Source organism: Rhodopirellula halodulae, assembly GCF_020966775.1.
Classification (GTDB): domain Bacteria; phylum Planctomycetota; class Planctomycetia; order Pirellulales; family Pirellulaceae; genus Rhodopirellula; species Rhodopirellula halodulae.
This window is the reverse complement of the sequence record NZ_JAJKFV010000002.1, coordinates 208,902-226,401: the sequence shown is the minus strand read 5'-3', so window position 1 is coordinate 226,401 and position 17,500 is coordinate 208,902. Positions and strand designations below refer to the sequence as shown.

At 58.3% G+C, this 17,500-nt stretch carries 13 protein-coding genes; 7 read left to right on the top strand and 6 right to left on the bottom strand.

Annotation, left to right across the window (positions count from 1 at the left end; translation table 11 throughout):
* Window positions 1–17 precede the first annotated feature (17 nt).
* Window positions 18–2,027, bottom strand: a complete 2,010-nt coding sequence (gene sdhA, locus LOC70_RS01460; RefSeq protein WP_230251482.1) for a succinate dehydrogenase flavoprotein subunit — start codon at window positions 2,025–2,027, stop codon at window positions 18–20.
* A gap of 39 nt (window positions 2,028–2,066) precedes the next feature.
* The gene (locus tag LOC70_RS01455; RefSeq protein ID WP_230251481.1) at window positions 2,067–2,966 is read right to left on the bottom strand and encodes a succinate dehydrogenase cytochrome b558 subunit; all 900 of its coding nucleotides are present in this window, start codon (window positions 2,964–2,966) and stop codon (window positions 2,067–2,069) included.
* A gap of 415 nt (window positions 2,967–3,381) precedes the next feature.
* Between LOC70_RS01455 and LOC70_RS01450 the strand changes: the two genes are divergently transcribed.
* Window positions 3,382–4,482 carry a UDP-2,3-diacylglucosamine diphosphatase gene (locus LOC70_RS01450; RefSeq protein WP_230251480.1) on the top strand — a complete coding sequence of 367 codons (1,101 nt, stop codon included), beginning with the start codon at window positions 3,382–3,384 and terminating at the stop codon, window positions 4,480–4,482.
* Between the two features lie 50 nt (window positions 4,483–4,532).
* On the opposite strand, the gene LOC70_RS01445 is transcribed toward LOC70_RS01450, so the two are convergent.
* Entirely contained in the window at window positions 4,533–6,143 is a 1,611-nt protein-coding gene (locus tag LOC70_RS01445; RefSeq protein ID WP_315857192.1) for a glycine--tRNA ligase, read from the bottom strand.
* Between the two features lie 147 nt (window positions 6,144–6,290).
* On the bottom strand, window positions 6,291–7,217 hold the full coding sequence (locus LOC70_RS01440) for a tetratricopeptide repeat protein (protein WP_230251478.1): 927 nt from the start codon (window positions 7,215–7,217) through the stop codon (window positions 6,291–6,293).
* Window positions 7,218–7,425: 208 nt separating this feature from the next.
* Between LOC70_RS01440 and lpxD the strand changes: the two genes are divergently transcribed.
* Genes lpxD through LOC70_RS01410 form a run of 6 tightly spaced genes read left to right on the top strand, consistent with a single transcriptional unit; the run spans window position 7,426 to window position 13,085 of the window.
* Entirely contained in the window at window positions 7,426–8,577 is a 1,152-nt protein-coding gene (lpxD, locus tag LOC70_RS01435; protein ID WP_230251477.1) for a UDP-3-O-(3-hydroxymyristoyl)glucosamine N-acyltransferase, read from the top strand.
* A gap of 31 nt (window positions 8,578–8,608) precedes the next feature.
* Window positions 8,609–9,553, top strand: a complete 945-nt coding sequence (locus LOC70_RS01430; protein ID WP_230251476.1) for an LpxI family protein — start codon at window positions 8,609–8,611, stop codon at window positions 9,551–9,553.
* 4 nt (window positions 9,554–9,557) lie between these two features.
* Window positions 9,558–10,547, top strand: a complete 990-nt coding sequence (gene ispE / locus LOC70_RS01425) for a 4-(cytidine 5'-diphospho)-2-C-methyl-D-erythritol kinase (protein WP_230251475.1) — start codon at window positions 9,558–9,560, stop codon at window positions 10,545–10,547.
* Window positions 10,548–10,556: 9 nt separating this feature from the next.
* Window positions 10,557–11,249 carry a SpoVG family protein gene (locus LOC70_RS01420; RefSeq protein WP_230251474.1) on the top strand — a complete coding sequence of 231 codons (693 nt, stop codon included), beginning with the start codon at window positions 10,557–10,559 and terminating at the stop codon, window positions 11,247–11,249.
* Window positions 11,242–11,571, top strand: coding sequence for a hypothetical protein (locus LOC70_RS01415; RefSeq protein ID WP_230251473.1), 330 nt, complete (start codon window positions 11,242–11,244; stop codon window positions 11,569–11,571). Before LOC70_RS01420 ends, LOC70_RS01415 begins: the two co-directional genes overlap by 8 nt.
* Entirely contained in the window at window positions 11,568–13,085 is a 1,518-nt protein-coding gene (locus LOC70_RS01410; protein ID WP_230251472.1) for a methyltransferase RsmF C-terminal domain-like protein, read from the top strand. The genes LOC70_RS01415 and LOC70_RS01410 overlap by 4 nt, the downstream gene beginning before the upstream one ends.
* 101 nt (window positions 13,086–13,186) lie before the next feature.
* On the opposite strand, the gene LOC70_RS01405 is transcribed toward LOC70_RS01410, so the two are convergent.
* On the bottom strand, window positions 13,187–13,684 hold the full coding sequence (locus LOC70_RS01405) for a hypothetical protein (RefSeq protein ID WP_230251471.1): 498 nt from the start codon (window positions 13,682–13,684) through the stop codon (window positions 13,187–13,189).
* Window positions 13,681–17,367, bottom strand: coding sequence for a S1 RNA-binding domain-containing protein (locus tag LOC70_RS01400; protein ID WP_230251470.1), 3,687 nt, complete (start codon window positions 17,365–17,367; stop codon window positions 13,681–13,683). Before LOC70_RS01400 ends, LOC70_RS01405 begins: the two co-directional genes overlap by 4 nt.
* Window positions 17,368–17,500 lie beyond the last annotated feature (133 nt).

Below are 17,500 nucleotides of genomic sequence, written 5' to 3'. Positions count from 1 at the left end.
GAGCGGACGTCGATGGCTTACTTGGCCCCGACCAAACCGCTTCCGGATTGGGACTCGGCAGCTTTCTTGGCAGCACGTTCGTTCCATACTTCTTCGATCGCTTCCGCTCCCACCAATCCGTATAAACGGGGGCGAGGCGGGATCGAAGATGTGTCGACTTCTTCGTACGTCAATTCAGGCTGGTTGGTGCTGGCGTTCCAGGTGGCAACTGTGCTCTTGAGGTACTTTTCGTTGTTGGCTTCGAACTCGTCGCACCAAGCTTCGGCTTGGCGACGACGCTCGACAGGATCTTCGGAAGTCAACGAAGGTTTTTTGAAGTCCGGTTTGTAGTGAGCACCGCGGCATTCGTCACGCTGCAGTGCACCTTTGAGAAGTGCCTTCGCCAACGGGAACATATCCTGCAACGCTTTCGCGAAAATCACGTTTTGATTGGTCCATGATCCGGAGTCAGCCAGTGAAACCTTCATGGCACGTTCGTGCAGTTCGTCGACTTTCTTGATCGCTTCTGCGAGTTGATCGTTGCGACGAACCACCGTGGCGACGCGGGTCATCAAGTCGCCCAATTCTTGGTGAATCAGGTACGGGTTTTCGTCGCTGCCCGCGTTTCCGTTCAGCAGGTGATCGTGGCGGTCCTGTTGGGCTTTCACGGACGAATCAAGCAGCGATTGAGGAACATCGCTGGCACCCGACGACTGTGCCGCCGAGTAGTTCATGATCGACGAACCCGTGAATAAACCGGTGAAGATGCACGACAGCAACGAGTTGGCACCAAGACGGTTTGCACCGTGGTAGTGGTAATCGCATTCGCCGATCGCATACAAACCTTCGATGGTGGTCATGTGGTTGCGAGGGGCACCCGCTTCCAGGCCACCATCGGCGGATTTGACGTAGTCAGCCCACAAGCCGCCCATGCTGTAGTGAACAGCCGGGAAGATTTTCATGGGCTCGTCGCGCGGATCGACGCCCTGGAACTTCTCGTAGATCTCAAGGATCCCACCGAGTTTGCGATCCAGTTCGGCTCGTGAAATGTGCGTCAAATCCAGGTACACGCACATGCGATCCTCTTCGACGCTCAATCCTTCGTTGACGCAGATGTCAAAGATTTCACGTGTCGCGATGTCACGAGGCACCAGGTTGCCGTATTCCGGATAGCGTTCTTCCAAGAAGTAGTACCGGTCAGCTTCGGGAATTGCCCGTGGTTCGCGGGGATCATGAGGAGTGCGAGGCACCCAAACGCGACCGCCCTCACCGCGGGCGGATTCACTCATCAGTCGAAGTTTGTCGGCACCGGGAATGGCTGTTGGGTGAACCTGGATGAATTCCGCATTGGCGTAGTTCGCACCCGCTTGGAAGCAGCGGCTGGCGGCACTGCCGGTGCAGAAGACACTCATCGTGCTGCGGCCGTAGATCAAACCGCAGCCTCCCGTTGCGACCACGACCGCATCCGCAGGGAATGCTTTGATCTTCATCGACACCATGTCTTGAGCGACCACGCCACGACAGCGGCCGGTTTCGTCTTGGATGGGGCCGAGGAAGTCCCAGAATTCGTACTTGGTGACATTGCCTTCGGCTTCTTGACGGCGGACCTGTTCGTCCAACGCGTACAGCAATTGCTGGCCGGTGGTGGCTCCGGCGAACGCCGTTCGTTTATAGAGTGTTCCGCCGAAACGGCGACGGTCGATGAAGCCTTCTCCGGTGCGGTTGAAGGGCACTCCCAAGCGGTCCATCAGCTCGATGACTTTAGGAGCCCAGTAGGCCATCTCCTTCACGGGCGGTTGGTGGTTCAGAAAGTCACCACCGTAAACCGTGTCATCGAAGTGTTTCCATTCGTCGTCGCCCAGCTGGCGCGTGGCATCGTTGCAGCTGTTGATACCACCTTGAGCGCAAACACTGTGCGAGCGTTTGACCGGAGTGAGGCTGATCAGATCGACTTGGGCGCCCAGTTCGGTCAACTTCATCGTTGATGCCAAACCAGCCAAACCACCCCCAACGACAACCACGCGGGTAGGCGAGTTGGATTGTGCCATGGAACGTTTCCTTCAGAATTATCAGATGGTGGTTTCGAACTATTCGGTGATGACGGCGTCGGTTGGACGAGACGCCTTTTCGGCATCGGGCTCCTCGGCCGGTAGAGCATCCGTCGCGGTTCCAGATTCTTTGTCTGCATCCTCGTGTCCGACCGAACGCTTCTCGGGAATGTCGTAGGCCAACCCGGTCTTGACCGCGGCTTCAAACATTTCCACTTCGTCGGCTTCGGCTTGAGCGATGTCGGTCTCGTCCATGCGAACCGCCGCCCACCATGCCGACGTTCCAATAACCGCCAAAACGACGCCAAACGCCACACAAACTTTGGTGGCTCGTTCCTGTGCCTGAGGCGAAACCCAGAAACCCCATGTGATGCCTGCGGTCCAAATCCCGTTGGCGAGGTGATAGACCGTGGCCAAAACGCCAGCCAAGTAAAACGCCGGCCAAACGTAGCCCTGCATCGCAGCGCCCAGGGTGGATGCCGCGTTGTACGGTTTGAAATTCGCGAAACCAAGCGGCTTCATAATTGCAAGCCAAAAATCGGCGTGGAACCATCCGTGCAGATGCAGCACGTGTGTCATCAAGAACACGAATGCAATCAAACCCGTCCAACGCTGCCACACGTAGCGGCGGTTCCCGGTGAATCGATAACGGCTCAGGTTCGATTTGCCCGTGCGAATGATCCAAACGCCCAAAATGGCATGGAATAGCAACGGCGTGAAAATGCCGCCCCATTCGACGATTGGTAGCAAATCGCCCAGGCTGTGGATCATGTACACCGCGCGTTGGAACGTTTCCGTTCCGTTCAGCAGACTCGCGTTCGTGGTCAAGTGAATGACCATGTAAACGCCAAGCGGCACGATCCCGGTCAATGAATGCAGTCGCCGAATGGCAAATTCGTGACGCAAGAAAAACGATTGCGAACGAGTGAGGTCAGACACGTGGGTCCAGGTCTTCTTGAGGTGGAAACTGCCCAGTCGACAAACCGGATTCCCCAGCCGCTGACAACATCCCAGGAGAGACACCCAACGCGAGAATTCGGCTCAACCCCCGGAGTTTACGCCCTCCGCAAACTCCAGCCTAGAGACGCGCCTGATTTCTCTGGTTTGGCTGCGACCATCTGCCGCGAAAGTGTCCGCTTAGGTGAACAAACGGGCGACGGTTCTGGCGAATCCGCCCATCCCCGCCGAAACGCACCGCCCGCGGCAGTGGATCTGCTGTGACGGATCGGTCTGGCGACAGGTCGACCTTCCGTGAGCCAGCGTTGTTCGGCCCGAAGGCGGAATTCGGGCCCGTTAGCGTCTGGGTCGCGGTCGCAGAGGGGGCGAAGATGCGGAGCTGCGAAATGACATTTCCATGAATAGATTCCGTCTTTCGCTTCTTTGGGGCTCGACTTTTGGTCTCAGTGGCTATCCTGACGGGCAACACGTTGAGCTTCATTTGACCTACTGGATCAGCCTGTTGATCACTTTTTTGCCCAACTCATCGACTTCCGTCCGCCCGCCTCGTCGCCGACGGATTGGCCGGTTCACTCGATCAAGCCGAGAGTCCGCTGCCGCCGGATCGAGCTACCAAACGCCCGCAACGCGGACGATCCGTTCGATCTTTATCAGCGACGTCCACCTGGGATTGCGTCACGCTCAAGCAGAACGGTTGATCGAGTTTCTCAGCCATCACTCGCCGGAGCATTTGTTTCTGGTCGGTGACTTCATCGATGCGAGGGTGCTGCACATGCATCCGTACTGGCCACCCGTCTACGACCGTTTGTTCAATCGTTTGGCGGAATTGGCCGAAGAAGGTACCGCCATTCGTTACACGCCTGGCAACCACGACGATTATCTCCGTCATGTGGACTGGTCGGCGGTGCCCAAGTCCGATGACGTTTGCGTTCGCGAACAGTTTGTCCACGAAACGGTGGATGGGCGACGCGTGGTGGTGCTGCACGGCGACCAATTTGACAAGGTGGAGCGACAAGCTCACTGGCTGTCGTTGTTTGGCACGTTCCTGTACACGTTGCTTCTGACGGCGGATCGGGCCATCAATCGCGTGTTGAAGTCATTGCGAATGAAGCCTCGACGGATCAGCCGCTACTTGAAACAGAACACCAAACGAATCGTTCAGTGGGTCAGCGGGTTTCAAGCCAAGGTTCGTCAGCACGCGGCGGAAAACGAATGCGACGTGATCGTCTGCGGGCACATCCATATTCCCACGGTCCGACGACTCAGTCCCGCTTCCGAGTCACCTGACGCGAAACGACCGCTGTATTTCAACCTGGGCGACTGGGTAGAAAACGCCACCGGCATGGTGGAATACGAAAACGGCGAGTTGGAGCTGATCAACTTCGACAATCCCGATCAAATCCCAGCACCCTCCGCCGACCAACCTAGCCGCGCCACCGACCAACTCACCCCCAGAGCCGCAGCGATCAAAGACCATCTGCTGACTGGTGTGGTTTGAAGCTAATCGGCGGCTGTCGTCGCTGCGTAAGATAGCTAGCGTCGATGCTATTACTTCGACGCTTTCAGACGCGATTGGATTTCTGAAACGACGTCGTCGATTTTGACTCGGGTTTGTTCCAGTGAGTCTCGGTCGCGAATGGTGACGGTTTTGTCTTTTAATGAATCGCCGTCGACCGTGATGCAGTAAGGCGTTCCGGCTTCGTCTTGACGTCGGTAACGTCGGCCGACTGCTCCCTTCGCGTCGTAGAACACGTTGTAGTGTTCTTTGAGAGCGCCGTAGATTTCTTGGGCGACTTCGGGCATCCCGTCCTTTTTGACCAGTGGGAACACGGCGGCTTTGATGGGCGCCAAACGTGGGTCGAGCTTCATCACCGTTCGCGATTGCATCTTGCCGTTTTCATCGGGAGCTTCGTCCTCGGTGTAGGCTTCGCAGAGGAACGCCAAGGCGGCTCGGTCGGCACCCGCGGAGGGTTCGATCACGTGAGGCACGAACTTCTCGTTGCTGATTTCATCCCGATACGCGAGGTCTTTGCCGCTGCCACGGTACTTGGGTTTGCCGTGTTCATTCAGCTCGACCGTCATCGGGTTGGTGTTGGGATCGAGCTTGCCTTCCATGTGGCTGCGCAAGTCAAAGTCGCCGCGGTGGGCGATGCCCTCCAGCTCGCCGTATTCACCTTCGGGGAGGAAGGGGAATGCGTATTCGATGTCCGCTGTGCCAACGCTGTAGTGAGCCAATTCCTCGGTGTGATGTTCACGCATGATCAGCGATTCGCTGGACAGGCCCATCGAGGTGTACCAGGCCATGCGGCGGTCGCGCCAGTAGCGATACCACTCTTGCGATTGGTCAGGGTGACAGAAGAACTCGATTTCCATCTGTTCGAATTCACGCGAACGGAAGGTGAAGTTCCTTGGGGTGATTTCATTGCGGAAGCTCTTGCCGACTTGGCCAATGCCAAACGGGACGCGAACGCGAGAGCTGTCGACGACGTTCTTGAAGTTGACGAAGATTCCTTGCGCGGTTTCCGGACGCAGGAAGGTCGTGTCGTCTTCGCCGCCGAGCGCGCCCAGCGTGGTTTTGAACATCAAGTTGAATTCGCGTGGCTCGGTCAGCGTGCCAAGTGTCTTGGCGTCGGGTGCGAGCACGTTGTCGGTGGAGTCCAGTTGGTCCAGCGTCAGCGATTCTTTTGCAACCGTCAGCTCGTCAGCGTTTTTCGCACGAAGCTTGAAGTACTTCAATCCGCGACGGCGGACTTCGTCTTCCTCTTGCTCGATTTCGGCCAGGGTCGAAACAAAGATCTTGGTGCCTTGATATTCGACGAAACGGCCGCGAACCTGGTCAAAACGGTAGCGTTTCTTGGATTCTTTGCAGTCGACCATGTGGTCGTGGAACAAGTCATAGTGACCGCTGCATTTCCAGACTTGCGGGTGCATGATGATCGTGCAATCCAGGCCGACCATTTCGAACGTCGACGGTGCACCCGCGGGAGCGATCAGCTCGTTGTGGCCCGCGATCATGTCGTGCCACCAAGCGTCTTTCAGGTTCCGCTTCAGCTCCACGCCCAGCGGTCCGTAGTCCCAAAAGCCTTGGACACCGCCGTAGATTTCGCTGGATTGGAAAAGAAAACCACGTCGTTTGCACAACGACACCAGGGCGTCCATTGATTTCATGGGACTCGTGCAGCTATTTCGAGGGGAAATGAGGGAAAACCAACCCTCCATTCTCCCCAAAATCGTTCGCTAGCCTATCCCACTGCCATCAGGCCGACGTGGCATTGCTGGGCGGCATTGCTAGCCAGTGAGTCAGATTCAATAGCGAGCCGAGTTGAAACCGCCGGGAGTCGCCATTTGCGTTCCGCCGGCATTGAACGAAGCCGCGTCACGAGTCGAGTTGATCTGGCGGCTGAGAGCGGCAACACGCTCGCTGATCATGGCTCCGTTGGGTCCGAGGACACCACCGTTCAGAGCCAACGCACGTTGGTAGTTTTGCAATGCTTGAACCGGATCGTTGCCGGATTCACGCAATCGAGCCAAGGCGAGCCAGGCACGCGCGTTGTTGGCGTCTTGTTGGACGGCGTCCTCCAGGTATTTCAAAGCCGTTTGCGGTTCGCCATGTTCTTCGTACAGTCGAGCCAGCTCGATTCGCGGGTCGGCCAAGTTGGGATTGGCGGCGGCCCAATTTTTCAGCAGTGTGAAGGCGCGGTCGGGACGGCCCGAATCAACGAGCAGCACGGCCAATCCGCGATGACAATCGATGTGATTGGGATCGTGGTCCAAGCACTGGTTGTAGAGCGCTTCGCTCTGGCGAATCAGGTTGGGGTCTTGGCGTTGATTGCCCAAACGGTGTGTCGTGGCGGCCAAGTTGTAGTAGCCATCCGCGTCGGTCGGGTCGGAGGCGATGGCTTTTTGAAATTGTTCCATCGCCGCTGTGTATTGGCCTTGGTTGTAGAGAGCTGCGCCTTGGCTGTTTTGGCTTCCTGCCGCCCATTGGCATCCCGTCAGTGTCGAGAAAACCACGCCGGCGATCAGCGAAGCGATCAGGCAGCTCCAAATTTTGGTCCGGCTCGGCGGAGCGATGGGCTCGGGAGCCGTTTGAGCGGGTTGGTCTTCCGGAGCAAAGATCCGCAACCCGTTTGGATTTTGGGTCGCATCCAAATTTTTTCGCGAGGGCATCCCCGCGGGGACGGCGGACGCGGGTGTTGGATAGGAATCGTTGCGAAGAGCTGGGCTGGGCATCGTAGGCGACTATGTGCGAGAGCCGTTTGGAAAACACGCAGGCCAGAGCCCGACGCGCGTCATGCAACCCTGTCCTAGTGCTTTCTGCCGATCCGTCGCAAGACCGACGATTCACGTTGCGTCAATTTGTGGGTTGCCGTTACAAGAGACAAACCAAGGTTCCGACTCACACCGATCAAACACACGTCAACGAAAAAGGATTTTTCCAATGGCGTCTTCCAAAGGATTGTCACTGCAAGCGGTCGCCGATCTCGTCGGCGGTCAGCTGCTGGATTTCAGTGATGTTTCTGCCAGCGAATCCGACGCGTCCGCTCGCCCCGCACAGGGAAAAGCTCCCTCGCCTGAAGTCGCCGCCTTGGTTTGTGAGGGTGCCGCTCCTCCGGCAGAAGCAGGTTCCACCCACGTGACCTTGGTCGATCAGGTGGCTCATGCCAATCAACTCGCGGGCAGCGAAGCCTTCGCAGTGATCGCACCCGAGTACGTTGCGGACTCGCCCACTCATTTGCAAATCATCGTTGCGGATCCTCACGCTGCATTCACCCGTTTAGTTTCGTATTTTCGACCCGCCAGCCAAGACTGCTTGCCGGTCGCGGGGATTGATCCGTCCGCGAAGATCGACCCGACGGCGAAGGTGCATCCGACCGCGAATATTGGATGTGATGTTGAGATTGGGCCGAACTGTTTCATCGCTCCTGGTGTGACCATTGGTGCGGGATGCAAGTTGTCAGCCGACTGCACGCTGCACCCCAACGTGACGTTGTATGCGTATTGCGAACTTGGCGAACGAGTCACCTTGCACGCGGGAACCGTCGTGGGGGCTCATGGGTTTGGATACAAAATGGTGGACGGTCGACACGTTCCAACCGCACAGTTGGGTTATGTGGTCATCGAGAATGATGTGGAAGTCGGAGCCAGTTCCACCATCGACCGCGGAACCTACGGAGCGACTCGGATCGGTGAGGGAACCAAAATCGATAACCAAGTCATGATCGCTCACAATTGCCGGATCGGTCGGCACAATTTGTTGTGCAGCCAAGTCGGCATCGCCGGTAGCTGCACCACGGGCGACTACGTGGTGTTGGCGGGGCAAGTTGGTTTGAAGGATCACATTGCTTTGGCCGACGGCGTCATTGTCGGAGCACAGGCCGGCGTGATGGACGATTTGGCCGCCAACCAAGTTTATTTGGGATCGCCGGCAACTTCGCAACGAGACCAAATGCAAATCATGGCGGTTCAGCGTCGCTTGCCTGAGATGCGTCGTGACCTGAAACGTTTGACTCAGCAAGTGGAACGTTTGGCTTCGGAAAATGCATGCGACGCCGAAGGCAAGCAAGAGTCGGGTTCACGCCGCGCCGCGTGACACGTTGCCGCACGAACGTCCCTTTGATCCGATGAGCGAACCCATCCGTCATTCCATGGACCCCGTCGATGTCCCCGCTCTCGCTCCCGTCGGCTTGATCGCGGGGTGGGGACGATTTCCAGTTTGCGTCGCGGAGAAACTCAAGCGACTCGGACATCCGGTGCACTGCGTGGCTATCGACGGACACGCGGGCGAAGAATTGAACGACGTATGTGACAGTGTTCTCTGGTCCGGTGTCGGCCGGTTCGGAGGCCATCTTCGGTACTTCAAACGTCATGGCGTTCAGCACGTGACGATGGCCGGGAAACTATTCAAATCCGATTTGCTCTACAGCGGTTCCGTTTGGATTCGCCACATGCCGGATTGGACCTGCATCAAAACCTTTTGGCCGTGTTTGTTCGGTGCCGAACGAGATGCCCGCGATGATCGCTTGTTGGGGGCCGTGATCCATACCTACGAGACTCATTCCATGAAGATTTGCTCCGCGACGGAACTCGCACCGGAACTGTTGGCGGATGAGGGGCAACTGACACGTCGCAAGCCGTCTTCTGCGATTGAATCGGACATCGCATCCGGTTGGCAAATCGCGAAAACGATGGGCGGTTTGGACATCGGCCAAGCCATCACGATCAAAGACGGAACGATCATTGCCGTGGAAGCGATCGAAGGAACCGATGCGTGTATCCGACGCACCGGCGAATTGTGCCGTCGCGGCGGATGGACGCTGGTGAAGGTGAGCAAGCCCGAACAAGACATGCGATTTGATGTTCCAACGATTGGTCCGCAAACCATTCAACGGGTTCATGAGGCGGGAGGTGCCGCCATCGCGATCGAAGCCGAAAAGACCATCTTGTTGGACCGCGAAGAAACCATCGCTTTGGCCGATCGATTGGGGATTTCGTTGGTGGCCATCGCTTCGCAAGACTCAAGCGATATGATGCGAGGGCACTCCATCCGTTCACAGAAAGCCGCTTGAACTCGTGTCATCTTCTCGTTGGTATCGCACTTCGCCTCCTGCCAAGCTGAATTTGTTTCTGGAAATCTTGTCTCGTCGCGAGGACGGATTTCACGAGCTGGACACGGTGATGACAGCCATCGATTGGCGGGATGAGCTTTGGGTTCAGCATGTTGCCCAGCCGGGTGTGCGGTTGCAGGTCGATTGGTCCCCGGATCGAGCCTCGGTCGCGAAAGCGATGCAGGTTGGTGAAGACGACGCTTTGCTGCATGTTCCAACCGACGAGCAAAATTTGGTTGTTCGTGCGCTGCAACGATTGACGGACGCATTGAACTTGGAAGGCGGGTGGGATGTCCGTCTTCACAAACAAATCCCCAGTGGCGCTGGAATGGGCGGCGCCAGCAGCGATGCGGCCGCGGCACTGCGATTGGGCTGGCGAGCCGCGGCGGAGATTCAACCGGACAAAATCGCAGGTGTGGATCGACGTTTATTGACGGGCATAGCCGCAGAAATTGGCAGTGACGTTCCGTTCTTCCTTGGCATCTCGGAAGATGATTCTTCTGCGGAAGCCGCTCGAGCGACGGGTCGCGGTGAGAAGTTATCGTTCTTTTCGTTAGCCAATCCGTTGCACGCGGTGGTGATCTTTCCCGCGGCGAGCGTGTCGACGCCAGCGGTTTATTCACGTTGCACGGTGCCGGAGAAACCGCGATCCAGTGTGAATTTTGTTCGTGCACTGCAGGGAATGGGCGGGGAATCCAGTTTTAATATGCATAACGCGTTGCAAGGACCCGCGTGCGGGCTTTCATCGCGCATCGATCCCCCCCTAAAATGGCTTTCCGACGCCGGACTGACTGATTGCCAAATGACGGGCAGCGGTTCGGCTTGCTTCGCATTGGCGAGCTCATCGCAACACGCTGCAAATGTGGCGGAAACGTTGCGGTCGACGTTCCCGGGCGGCGCTTTGATCCGATCGGTGGTGAGTTGTGTGGTGCCGTCGGAGATCCACATCGCATAGGGGTACGTCGTGGAAATTACCGAGATTCGCATCAAGCTGATGGAAAGTTCGGAGGATCGTCTGCGGGCGTTCTGCTCCATCACGATCGATCAATCGTTCGTCGTTCGCGACTTAAAGATCATCGATGGTGCCAGTGGACCCTTTGTCGCGATGCCCAGCCGGAAGCTGACCGGGCACTGCAATCGATGCAGTTCCAAAAACCATTTGCGGGCCACCTACTGCAATCACTGCGGTGCCAAACTCAGCGGCCACAGTGTGAACTCACCCCAGAAGCTGTACGCGGATGTGGCGCACCCGATCAACAGCGAATGCCGTGAAATGATTCAGCAAGCCGTGATCGAAGAATTCGAAGCCGAGCTGACTCGATCATCTCAGCCGGGTTATCGCAGTCGCTATGAAGACGACTTTGACGCAGGCGACTACGACGAAGCCGACTATGCCGATACCGCCTCATCCAGTTCGTCGAATTCCGGGAATTCACCGGCGGCCAATGGCGATTCGGAAACGCTGATCGTTCGTGGCGAAGGCGGAGACGATCAACGCATTCCACAACCACACATGCATCGTCGCGGCGGTGGTTCGCGCGGATCCACCGTGACGAACTCGCCCAACCGCGATGCCGGAGGAGCCCAGCCGAGCGATTCCAGTCAAGCGGAATCGGATGGAGCCGAGGGTTTTGGAGCCGGTATCTTCGATGAGTGACGCGAAGCCAGTCGTTGCCCCGGAGGATCATCCGGCCGGTTCGGGGCGAACCCACGCTTCGAATCGGCCTCAAATCAGCATCGCGGTGGCGTTGTTGCTAGTACTGGTTAGCGCGGTGTTTTTGGCAGGATTGTTCTACGCGTCGCGTGTTCCAAGCGTGCAAACGGACATCGCCATTTGGATGGGCGTGAAGATTCCGGAGAGCGAAGCCGGAAATTTGTCTCAGGTGTTGTTCATCATGTTCACGTTCACGTCACCGCTGGCGATCGCCATGATTCTGTCATTGGTCATGTCCGTCTGGAATAAGTTCGCCCAAAAGTGAGTCGCTCACGCAAAGGCTCCAAGAAGGGCAACCGGAGATCGGCGGGGGCGAAGTCATCCGGAACACGTCGGCCGCTGGAATTCACGGCCGACCAGATGGCCGCGGCGATCGCGCCCATTGAATTGCCAGTCGATGAACTGGAGCGTTTGGCGACTGCGATGACACAGCGGCATCCAAATGTCTTGCGTTGGCGTCGTGATCGTTTACCCAGCGAAGTCGAATCGTCGGATTCGCCACCGCATTGCGTTCCATGGTATCCGTTGGCGACCGCGATTCCCGAAGGCTATCCGGCATCACGATCCATCGGCTTCGCGTCCGGTGATTTTTACCTGCAGGATGCTGGCTCGCTTCTGGCATTGGCCGTTGCGAAAGCCGATGTGAGTTGGCTACGTGGCAAGGTGGTTTGCGATCTGTGTGCTGCGCCGGGTGGCAAAGCCAGCGGATTGCTGGAAGCCGTGGGCGACGAGGGTTTTCTGCTCGCCAATGAGCCTATTCAATCGCGGCTCGCTCCTCTCGCGTTCAATTTGGCTCGGTCCGGTTCCGATCGTTACGCCATCAGTGGGCAAGACCCGGATCAGTTGGCTGAAAAACTGCCCGGCGTGTTTGATGTTGTGTTGGTGGATGCTCCGTGCAGCGGCCAAGCCTTGTTGTCTCGCGGGCGACAATCCAAAGGAGCGATCAATGAGTCGATGATCGCGACCAACGCCGCGCGGCAGCAACGAATCCTTTCCGCGGCCGAGCGTTTGTTGCGACCAGGCGGAACCCTGGTCTACAGCACATGCACTTTCGCGGTCGCTGAAAACGAAGACCAGGTTTCTTGGATGACAAGCGAGCTTGAGTTGCAGCCTTCGCCAGTGGATGGATTGGCGTCGTACCAGAGTCCATTGATCGAAGCGGCCTATCGAGTTTGGCCACATCGCGATTCATGTGCCGGCGCATTCGCGGCTCGGTTGAGCAAACCGATTGCCGTTGAGGACAACGAAGAAGCGTCCTTCGCGGAGGAGCCCTGGATGTTGCGACGCGGGATCTTGCAGTCGGAGCAACCGCTGGATGCTTCCTGCGAGGAGTTGGTGCGTGACGTTTATGGTGAGCAGCCGATCATCGACTGGGCCGAGCATGATGCGGGCTTCTTGAGGCAACGAGATTGGATCGCGGAAGCGTTCTGCCACAACGCGCCCGAGTGGGTGAAGCAGGATTGGACGATTGGACCAGAAGTCGCGTATCGAACGGGCCAAACCTGGAAACCGTCGCATGCGGGAGCTCAGCGAAACGTCGGCAATCGTTTCTGCCAATCGGTCGAGCGAATCGAGCTGGGTGACCAAGATGCCGTGGCGTATCTTGGCGGGGGCACGGTTCCCACGGAGCATCGCGGGTGGGCCATCGTGCAGCACGCGGGGCGTCCGCTGGGTTGGGTGAAGGCGGATGGCCGCATTGGCAAGAACCATTTGCCGGCTCACGCCAGGATTCAGGTGCAGGCGACCGAATCACCTTGGGCACACGCGACGTCACCGTGATGTGTTGAAGCTGCCTCGGCGTTTCAGAGATGCCGGTAAGGGGCCGAGGAGTTGCCCGTCGATCGATGCTTGCTGCAATGCGTCTGCAATACGGGGATGCACTACGCGTTCGAGCTTTTCACTGCGTACATTTCGGCGTATTCGATTGCCCAAGAATCGATTAGCTGGCTGAAGTCTTCTTGTTCGACTTCGGCGATTTTGGCGTAATGCGTTCGGTTAAAAAGTTCGCGGTTCATCACCGTGCCCTTGCCTTTGAGATCGAGCACTCGCAGGTCACTGAACGGTCGAATGACCAATTCCAACCGGCTGTAGAGGTTCGTTCGGCGGCCCGAGTCGAGTCGCAAATCGTCGCGATAGCAGGCCGCGCCCCAGCCTTCTTCGCCAAACACGGACTCGTATCGAAAGCCAGGGAAATGGTCGGCGACACGTTGAACCGCCTGTTCGATTTGCTCGGACAGCGAGAGCCGATACGACGTGTGGAGTCGTTTCAGCTCTTCTTCGGACATTTCCTGCTGGCGTTGTTGCGAAGCTTGGTGCTCCGCGCGACGTCGCCCTCGAGCGATGGCCGATTCCAATCGAGATTGAAAATCGTCGCTCATTTGTCCCCCTCGGGAGCAGCCGGGGTTTCGGCCGCATCAGTTGCGGGGGCTTCGGCGGCTGGTGATGCGGCTTGCGGCGGCGTGGCTTCCGGTGCGGGCTGCGTTTCGACTGGTTTGACTTCCGCAGGTTTGTTCTCGGCGGGAGGGGCGGTTTGGCCTTTCTCCTTGTTGAACAACTGCATCAAGTCACCAAACGAACGCATGGGTTCGTCGCCTTTGACCATCGCGTCGCTGATGGTTGGCTTTTCTGGGTCCTTGCCGACGACTTCGTAGACCTCGGGTTTCTTCGGTCCTCGTGAACGTCCGCCACGGCCACCGTCACGACCTCCCGAGCGTCTTGGTTTGCCACCGCGACCGCCTTGGCCACCACGACCTTGGCCCGGGCCGCCTTGACCTGAACCACCTCGGCCTTGGCCACCACGTTGTCCGCGGTTGTCGCCTTGCCCACCGCGTCCGCGAGGAGCACCCTGACCCTGACCCTGGCCACCACCACGCTGGCCTCGTGCCGGACCGCGTCCGCCGGGGCCGCGCCCTCGACCGCCACGGTCGTTTTGTCGGCGTGCTTCCAAGGCCGCTTCTTTTTCAGGTGAGATCGCACTGAGCGCGACGCGACGGCGTTTTGCGTCGGTGCCAGTCACCCAAGCCGTGATCACATCACCGACTTGGACGGCTTCGTGCAGGTCTTCGACAAAGCTGTCAGAGATTTTGCTGACGTGGATCAATCCGCTGCAATCAGGTGACAGCTCGATGAAGACACCAAATGGCATCACGCCAACCACAACACCGATGACTTGATCGCCCGGTTTGAGTTCGGACAAGGCTGGCATCGCCGTCATCACGGCGGGCACTTCGCCTTCGCTGACGCCTTCCCCGAATGGATCGCACAACCAGCGAACCAGTTGGTGGGATCGGCGTTTTCCGATCTGCCATTCTTTGATCAGTTTGTCGACCGCCGCTTTCTCGGGCATCGGGCGACGAACGGGCTCTGGGGCGTCAGGCGCGGAAGCCGCAGGAGCTTCATCGGATGCCGTTTTGTCTTCCGCGGAAGCTTCGTCGCTGGATGATTCCTCCGAAGAAGCTTCCGCATCGGCGGCGGTTTCCGCTTCGGGCTCGGAAGTGGTTTCAGCGGATGCTTCGCCGCTCACGTCGCCTTCTGTCGCAGCGACTTCTGCGCCGGCCGTTTCTTCGGTGGCTTCCGCAGCGGCTTCAGCGTTTTCTTCAGATGTTGCTTCCGCGTCTTCAGTGGCACTTAGCTCGCTCGTGGATTCGCTGCTTTCGGTGCCGGTTGGAGCCGCTTCCGTTTCGGTTGCCGCCACTGTTTCCGTGGTCTCGGCGGCCGGGGCTGGTTCGCTGTAATCGGGCAACTCATATGCGGGCGGACGATCCGGCGGCAGTTCGATGCTGAGTGCCGATGCGAGCTTCTTTGCCAACGGGTAATCATCGGGATGGATCAGGGTTCCGTCGAGCGACTCATCGCTACCGAAGACTCGCAGGAAAGGCATGGCTTGGCGTGAGTTCACCACGGATGGCCACTGGATCGCGGTCGCCAGATCGTCACGCGAGGCCACCAGCTTTTCACGGCGACGTTGATCGATCGCATCCGCGATGTCAGAGGTGATGCCGGGCAAACGCTGCATCCAAGTCGTTGCGGTCGAGTTGACATCGACACCGCCACGAGCCGCACCACTGACCATCACGTCTTCCAGTGCCGACAGCACGGCATCGTCCGATAGTTCACGCTGGAACGAACCCAAACGCAATTTCAGCGGATCGACTTTGACAAGTGCTTGTGCTGGTTGCATGGCCGAGAACGCGATCCAAGCCGCTGCGCGGAAACGCCGCGGGGTCGCTTTCATTTCTTGATCGCCGGCGGGGCCACCGGCGTAAGCGTCGGCACCACTTCGGTCGGCAAGCGTCCATCGCACCGATTTGTCAGCCGATTGTTTGATCAGTTCGCCCACGGCGATCATGCAAGCACGACGCGCGGGACCGTTGCTGATAACGATCAGATCGACGTGGTGAGCGTGGATCAACTCGCCCATTTTGGTCACCGCCAGCGTCCGCATGGCTGCCGACAACTGGCAAGGAATGTCTTCGCAGTGAAGCAAACGGCCATCGGCGGCGATGATCGAAGTGGCTGCCGTTCGTGGGCCAACGGCGTCGATCGACATCACGACTTTTGCTTCGACTCCACCACGGTTGATCTGCGAGTGCAGGTTGTCCGCGGCGATGCTGACCAAGCGAGTGGAGGCCTGTTCTTGCAGCTCGTCCCACCAAGCTGCTTCTGCGGCGTCGCGAATGATGGCTTCGTTTTCCAACACCAATCCGGAAAGACGGTCCGCGAGCGGGCGGTTGAAACCGGCAGCGGTCTTTTGCAGTTCCGCGACAAGCTTTGCGGCGTCGTAGTCAAACGCACATTGGGCCACTTGGCTGCGAAGGGCACGGCCCAGCATGACCAATTGGAAGGAGCTGAGTTTGTTGGCCGGCATGCTCTTGCCGGACAACGGTTTCAGCGTGCTGACCAACCAGCGGCGACGGCGCTGACGAGGCGAGATTTTCTTGTTCTTCTTGCCTTTGGATTTGGCGGGCGCAGCCTTGGTGGTCGCGGCCGCTGCGTCTCCTTGGGGTTGCTCCGCTTTGGGGGCAGCGTCTTCCGATGGAGTTGCATCCGCGGTTGATGCTCCCGCAGAAGGTGTTTCAGACGCGGGAGTTTCTTCACCGGATTCGGCTGGCGTCGCTTCCGCGGAGGAAGCTTCCTCGGTGGTCGACTCAGCAGGTGCTGCTTCCGCCGAAACGGCTTCGGCTTCCGGAGTTTGTGTTGCCGAGTCATCGACTGCGGGGGCTTCGCTGGCAGGAGCGTCATTTGCAGGAGCTTCGGCTGCGGGCGTTGTTTCCGCTGGGCTTTCTGCAGACGCTTCGACGGCAGGGGTCTCCGCGGCAGGAGACTCGGCAGCGGGAGTCTCCGACGCAGCTTTTGCTGGTTCGTCGGATTTGGATTCCTGCTTGGTCTCCGCTTCGCCAGCCTCTTCCGCTTGGATGTGCGGGTCGTGGACTTCCAAGATGCGAATTTTCGCATTGCGGGAAAGCCAACGAACGGCGGCACCCACGATGCGAGGATCACCGATCAGTCGCTTCGAGATCGTTGCATCCAGTTTGGCGAGGGCTCCATCGACATCAGGAGCCGCGTTGTCGGATTCGGTTTCAGCCGCGGCTTCCCCTTCAGCGGGCGATGCGCTAACGTCCGACGCCATCGATTCGGCCAGCGTGCTTGCCAAACGATTCAGGTCTTCGCCGTCACCCTTTTGAGGATTCAGAACGCGGACAGCCAGCCGTTGTGCCAAGCTCGCGGATTCACCCGATTCCAACTTGACTCGGCGGCTGAGTCGATCCAGCAATCGTTTGGACTGAGCGTTGCCAATCGCGCGGCCGATGGCTGGGTCGGCCAGTGGCGTTTGTTTCCAAGCGTCTTGTAGGTTTTCGCGATACTCATCCAGATTCTTCTGAGTGCGGACCGCGTGGGCGAGTTTCCAAAGGCTCGCCTCGTCGATGTCGCCGAGTTCGTCGCGACGGTACCTTGAAAGGAAAGGTGGCGTGTAGCCTTGCTCAATCAGAGGCAGGGCCAAACGTAAACTCGAGACCTCGCACCGCCCGCGTTGGGCGATTGCGTCCAGATCAACAGTCATCGGATGTCGGTCGCTTTGCTAGCATCGTGGGACGATTCGAAAGCTCGCGACCAAATCCGCTCGGGAGAGCGAGTCGGCCGTTGGCCAAAACGATGCGGCGATCGAATCGAAAGAAACGGTTGAGAATGTATCG

What these genes read in the sequence shown, in the direction of transcription:
- sdhA (WP_230251482.1), bottom strand. Translation starts at nt 2,027, where the DNA reads ATGGCACAATCCAACTCGCCTACCCGCGTGGTTGTCGTTGGGGGTGGT.
- LOC70_RS01450 (WP_230251480.1), top strand. Translation starts at nt 3,382, where the DNA reads ATGAATAGATTCCGTCTTTCGCTTCTTTGGGGCTCGACTTTTGGTCTC.
- LOC70_RS01445 (WP_315857192.1), bottom strand. Translation starts at nt 6,143, where the DNA reads ATGGACGCCCTGGTGTCGTTGTGCAAACGACGTGGTTTTCTTTTCCAA.
- LOC70_RS01440 (WP_230251478.1), bottom strand. Translation starts at nt 7,217, where the DNA reads ATGCCCAGCCCAGCTCTTCGCAACGATTCCTATCCAACACCCGCGTCC.
- lpxD (WP_230251477.1), top strand. Translation starts at nt 7,426, where the DNA reads ATGGCGTCTTCCAAAGGATTGTCACTGCAAGCGGTCGCCGATCTCGTC.
- LOC70_RS01430 (WP_230251476.1), top strand. Translation starts at nt 8,609, where the DNA reads ATGAGCGAACCCATCCGTCATTCCATGGACCCCGTCGATGTCCCCGCT.
- LOC70_RS01415 (WP_230251473.1), top strand. Translation starts at nt 11,242, where the DNA reads ATGAGTGACGCGAAGCCAGTCGTTGCCCCGGAGGATCATCCGGCCGGT.
- LOC70_RS01405 (WP_230251471.1), bottom strand. Translation starts at nt 13,684, where the DNA reads ATGAGCGACGATTTTCAATCTCGATTGGAATCGGCCATCGCTCGAGGG.
- LOC70_RS01400 (WP_230251470.1), bottom strand. Translation starts at nt 17,367, where the DNA reads ATGACTGTTGATCTGGACGCAATCGCCCAACGCGGGCGGTGCGAGGTC.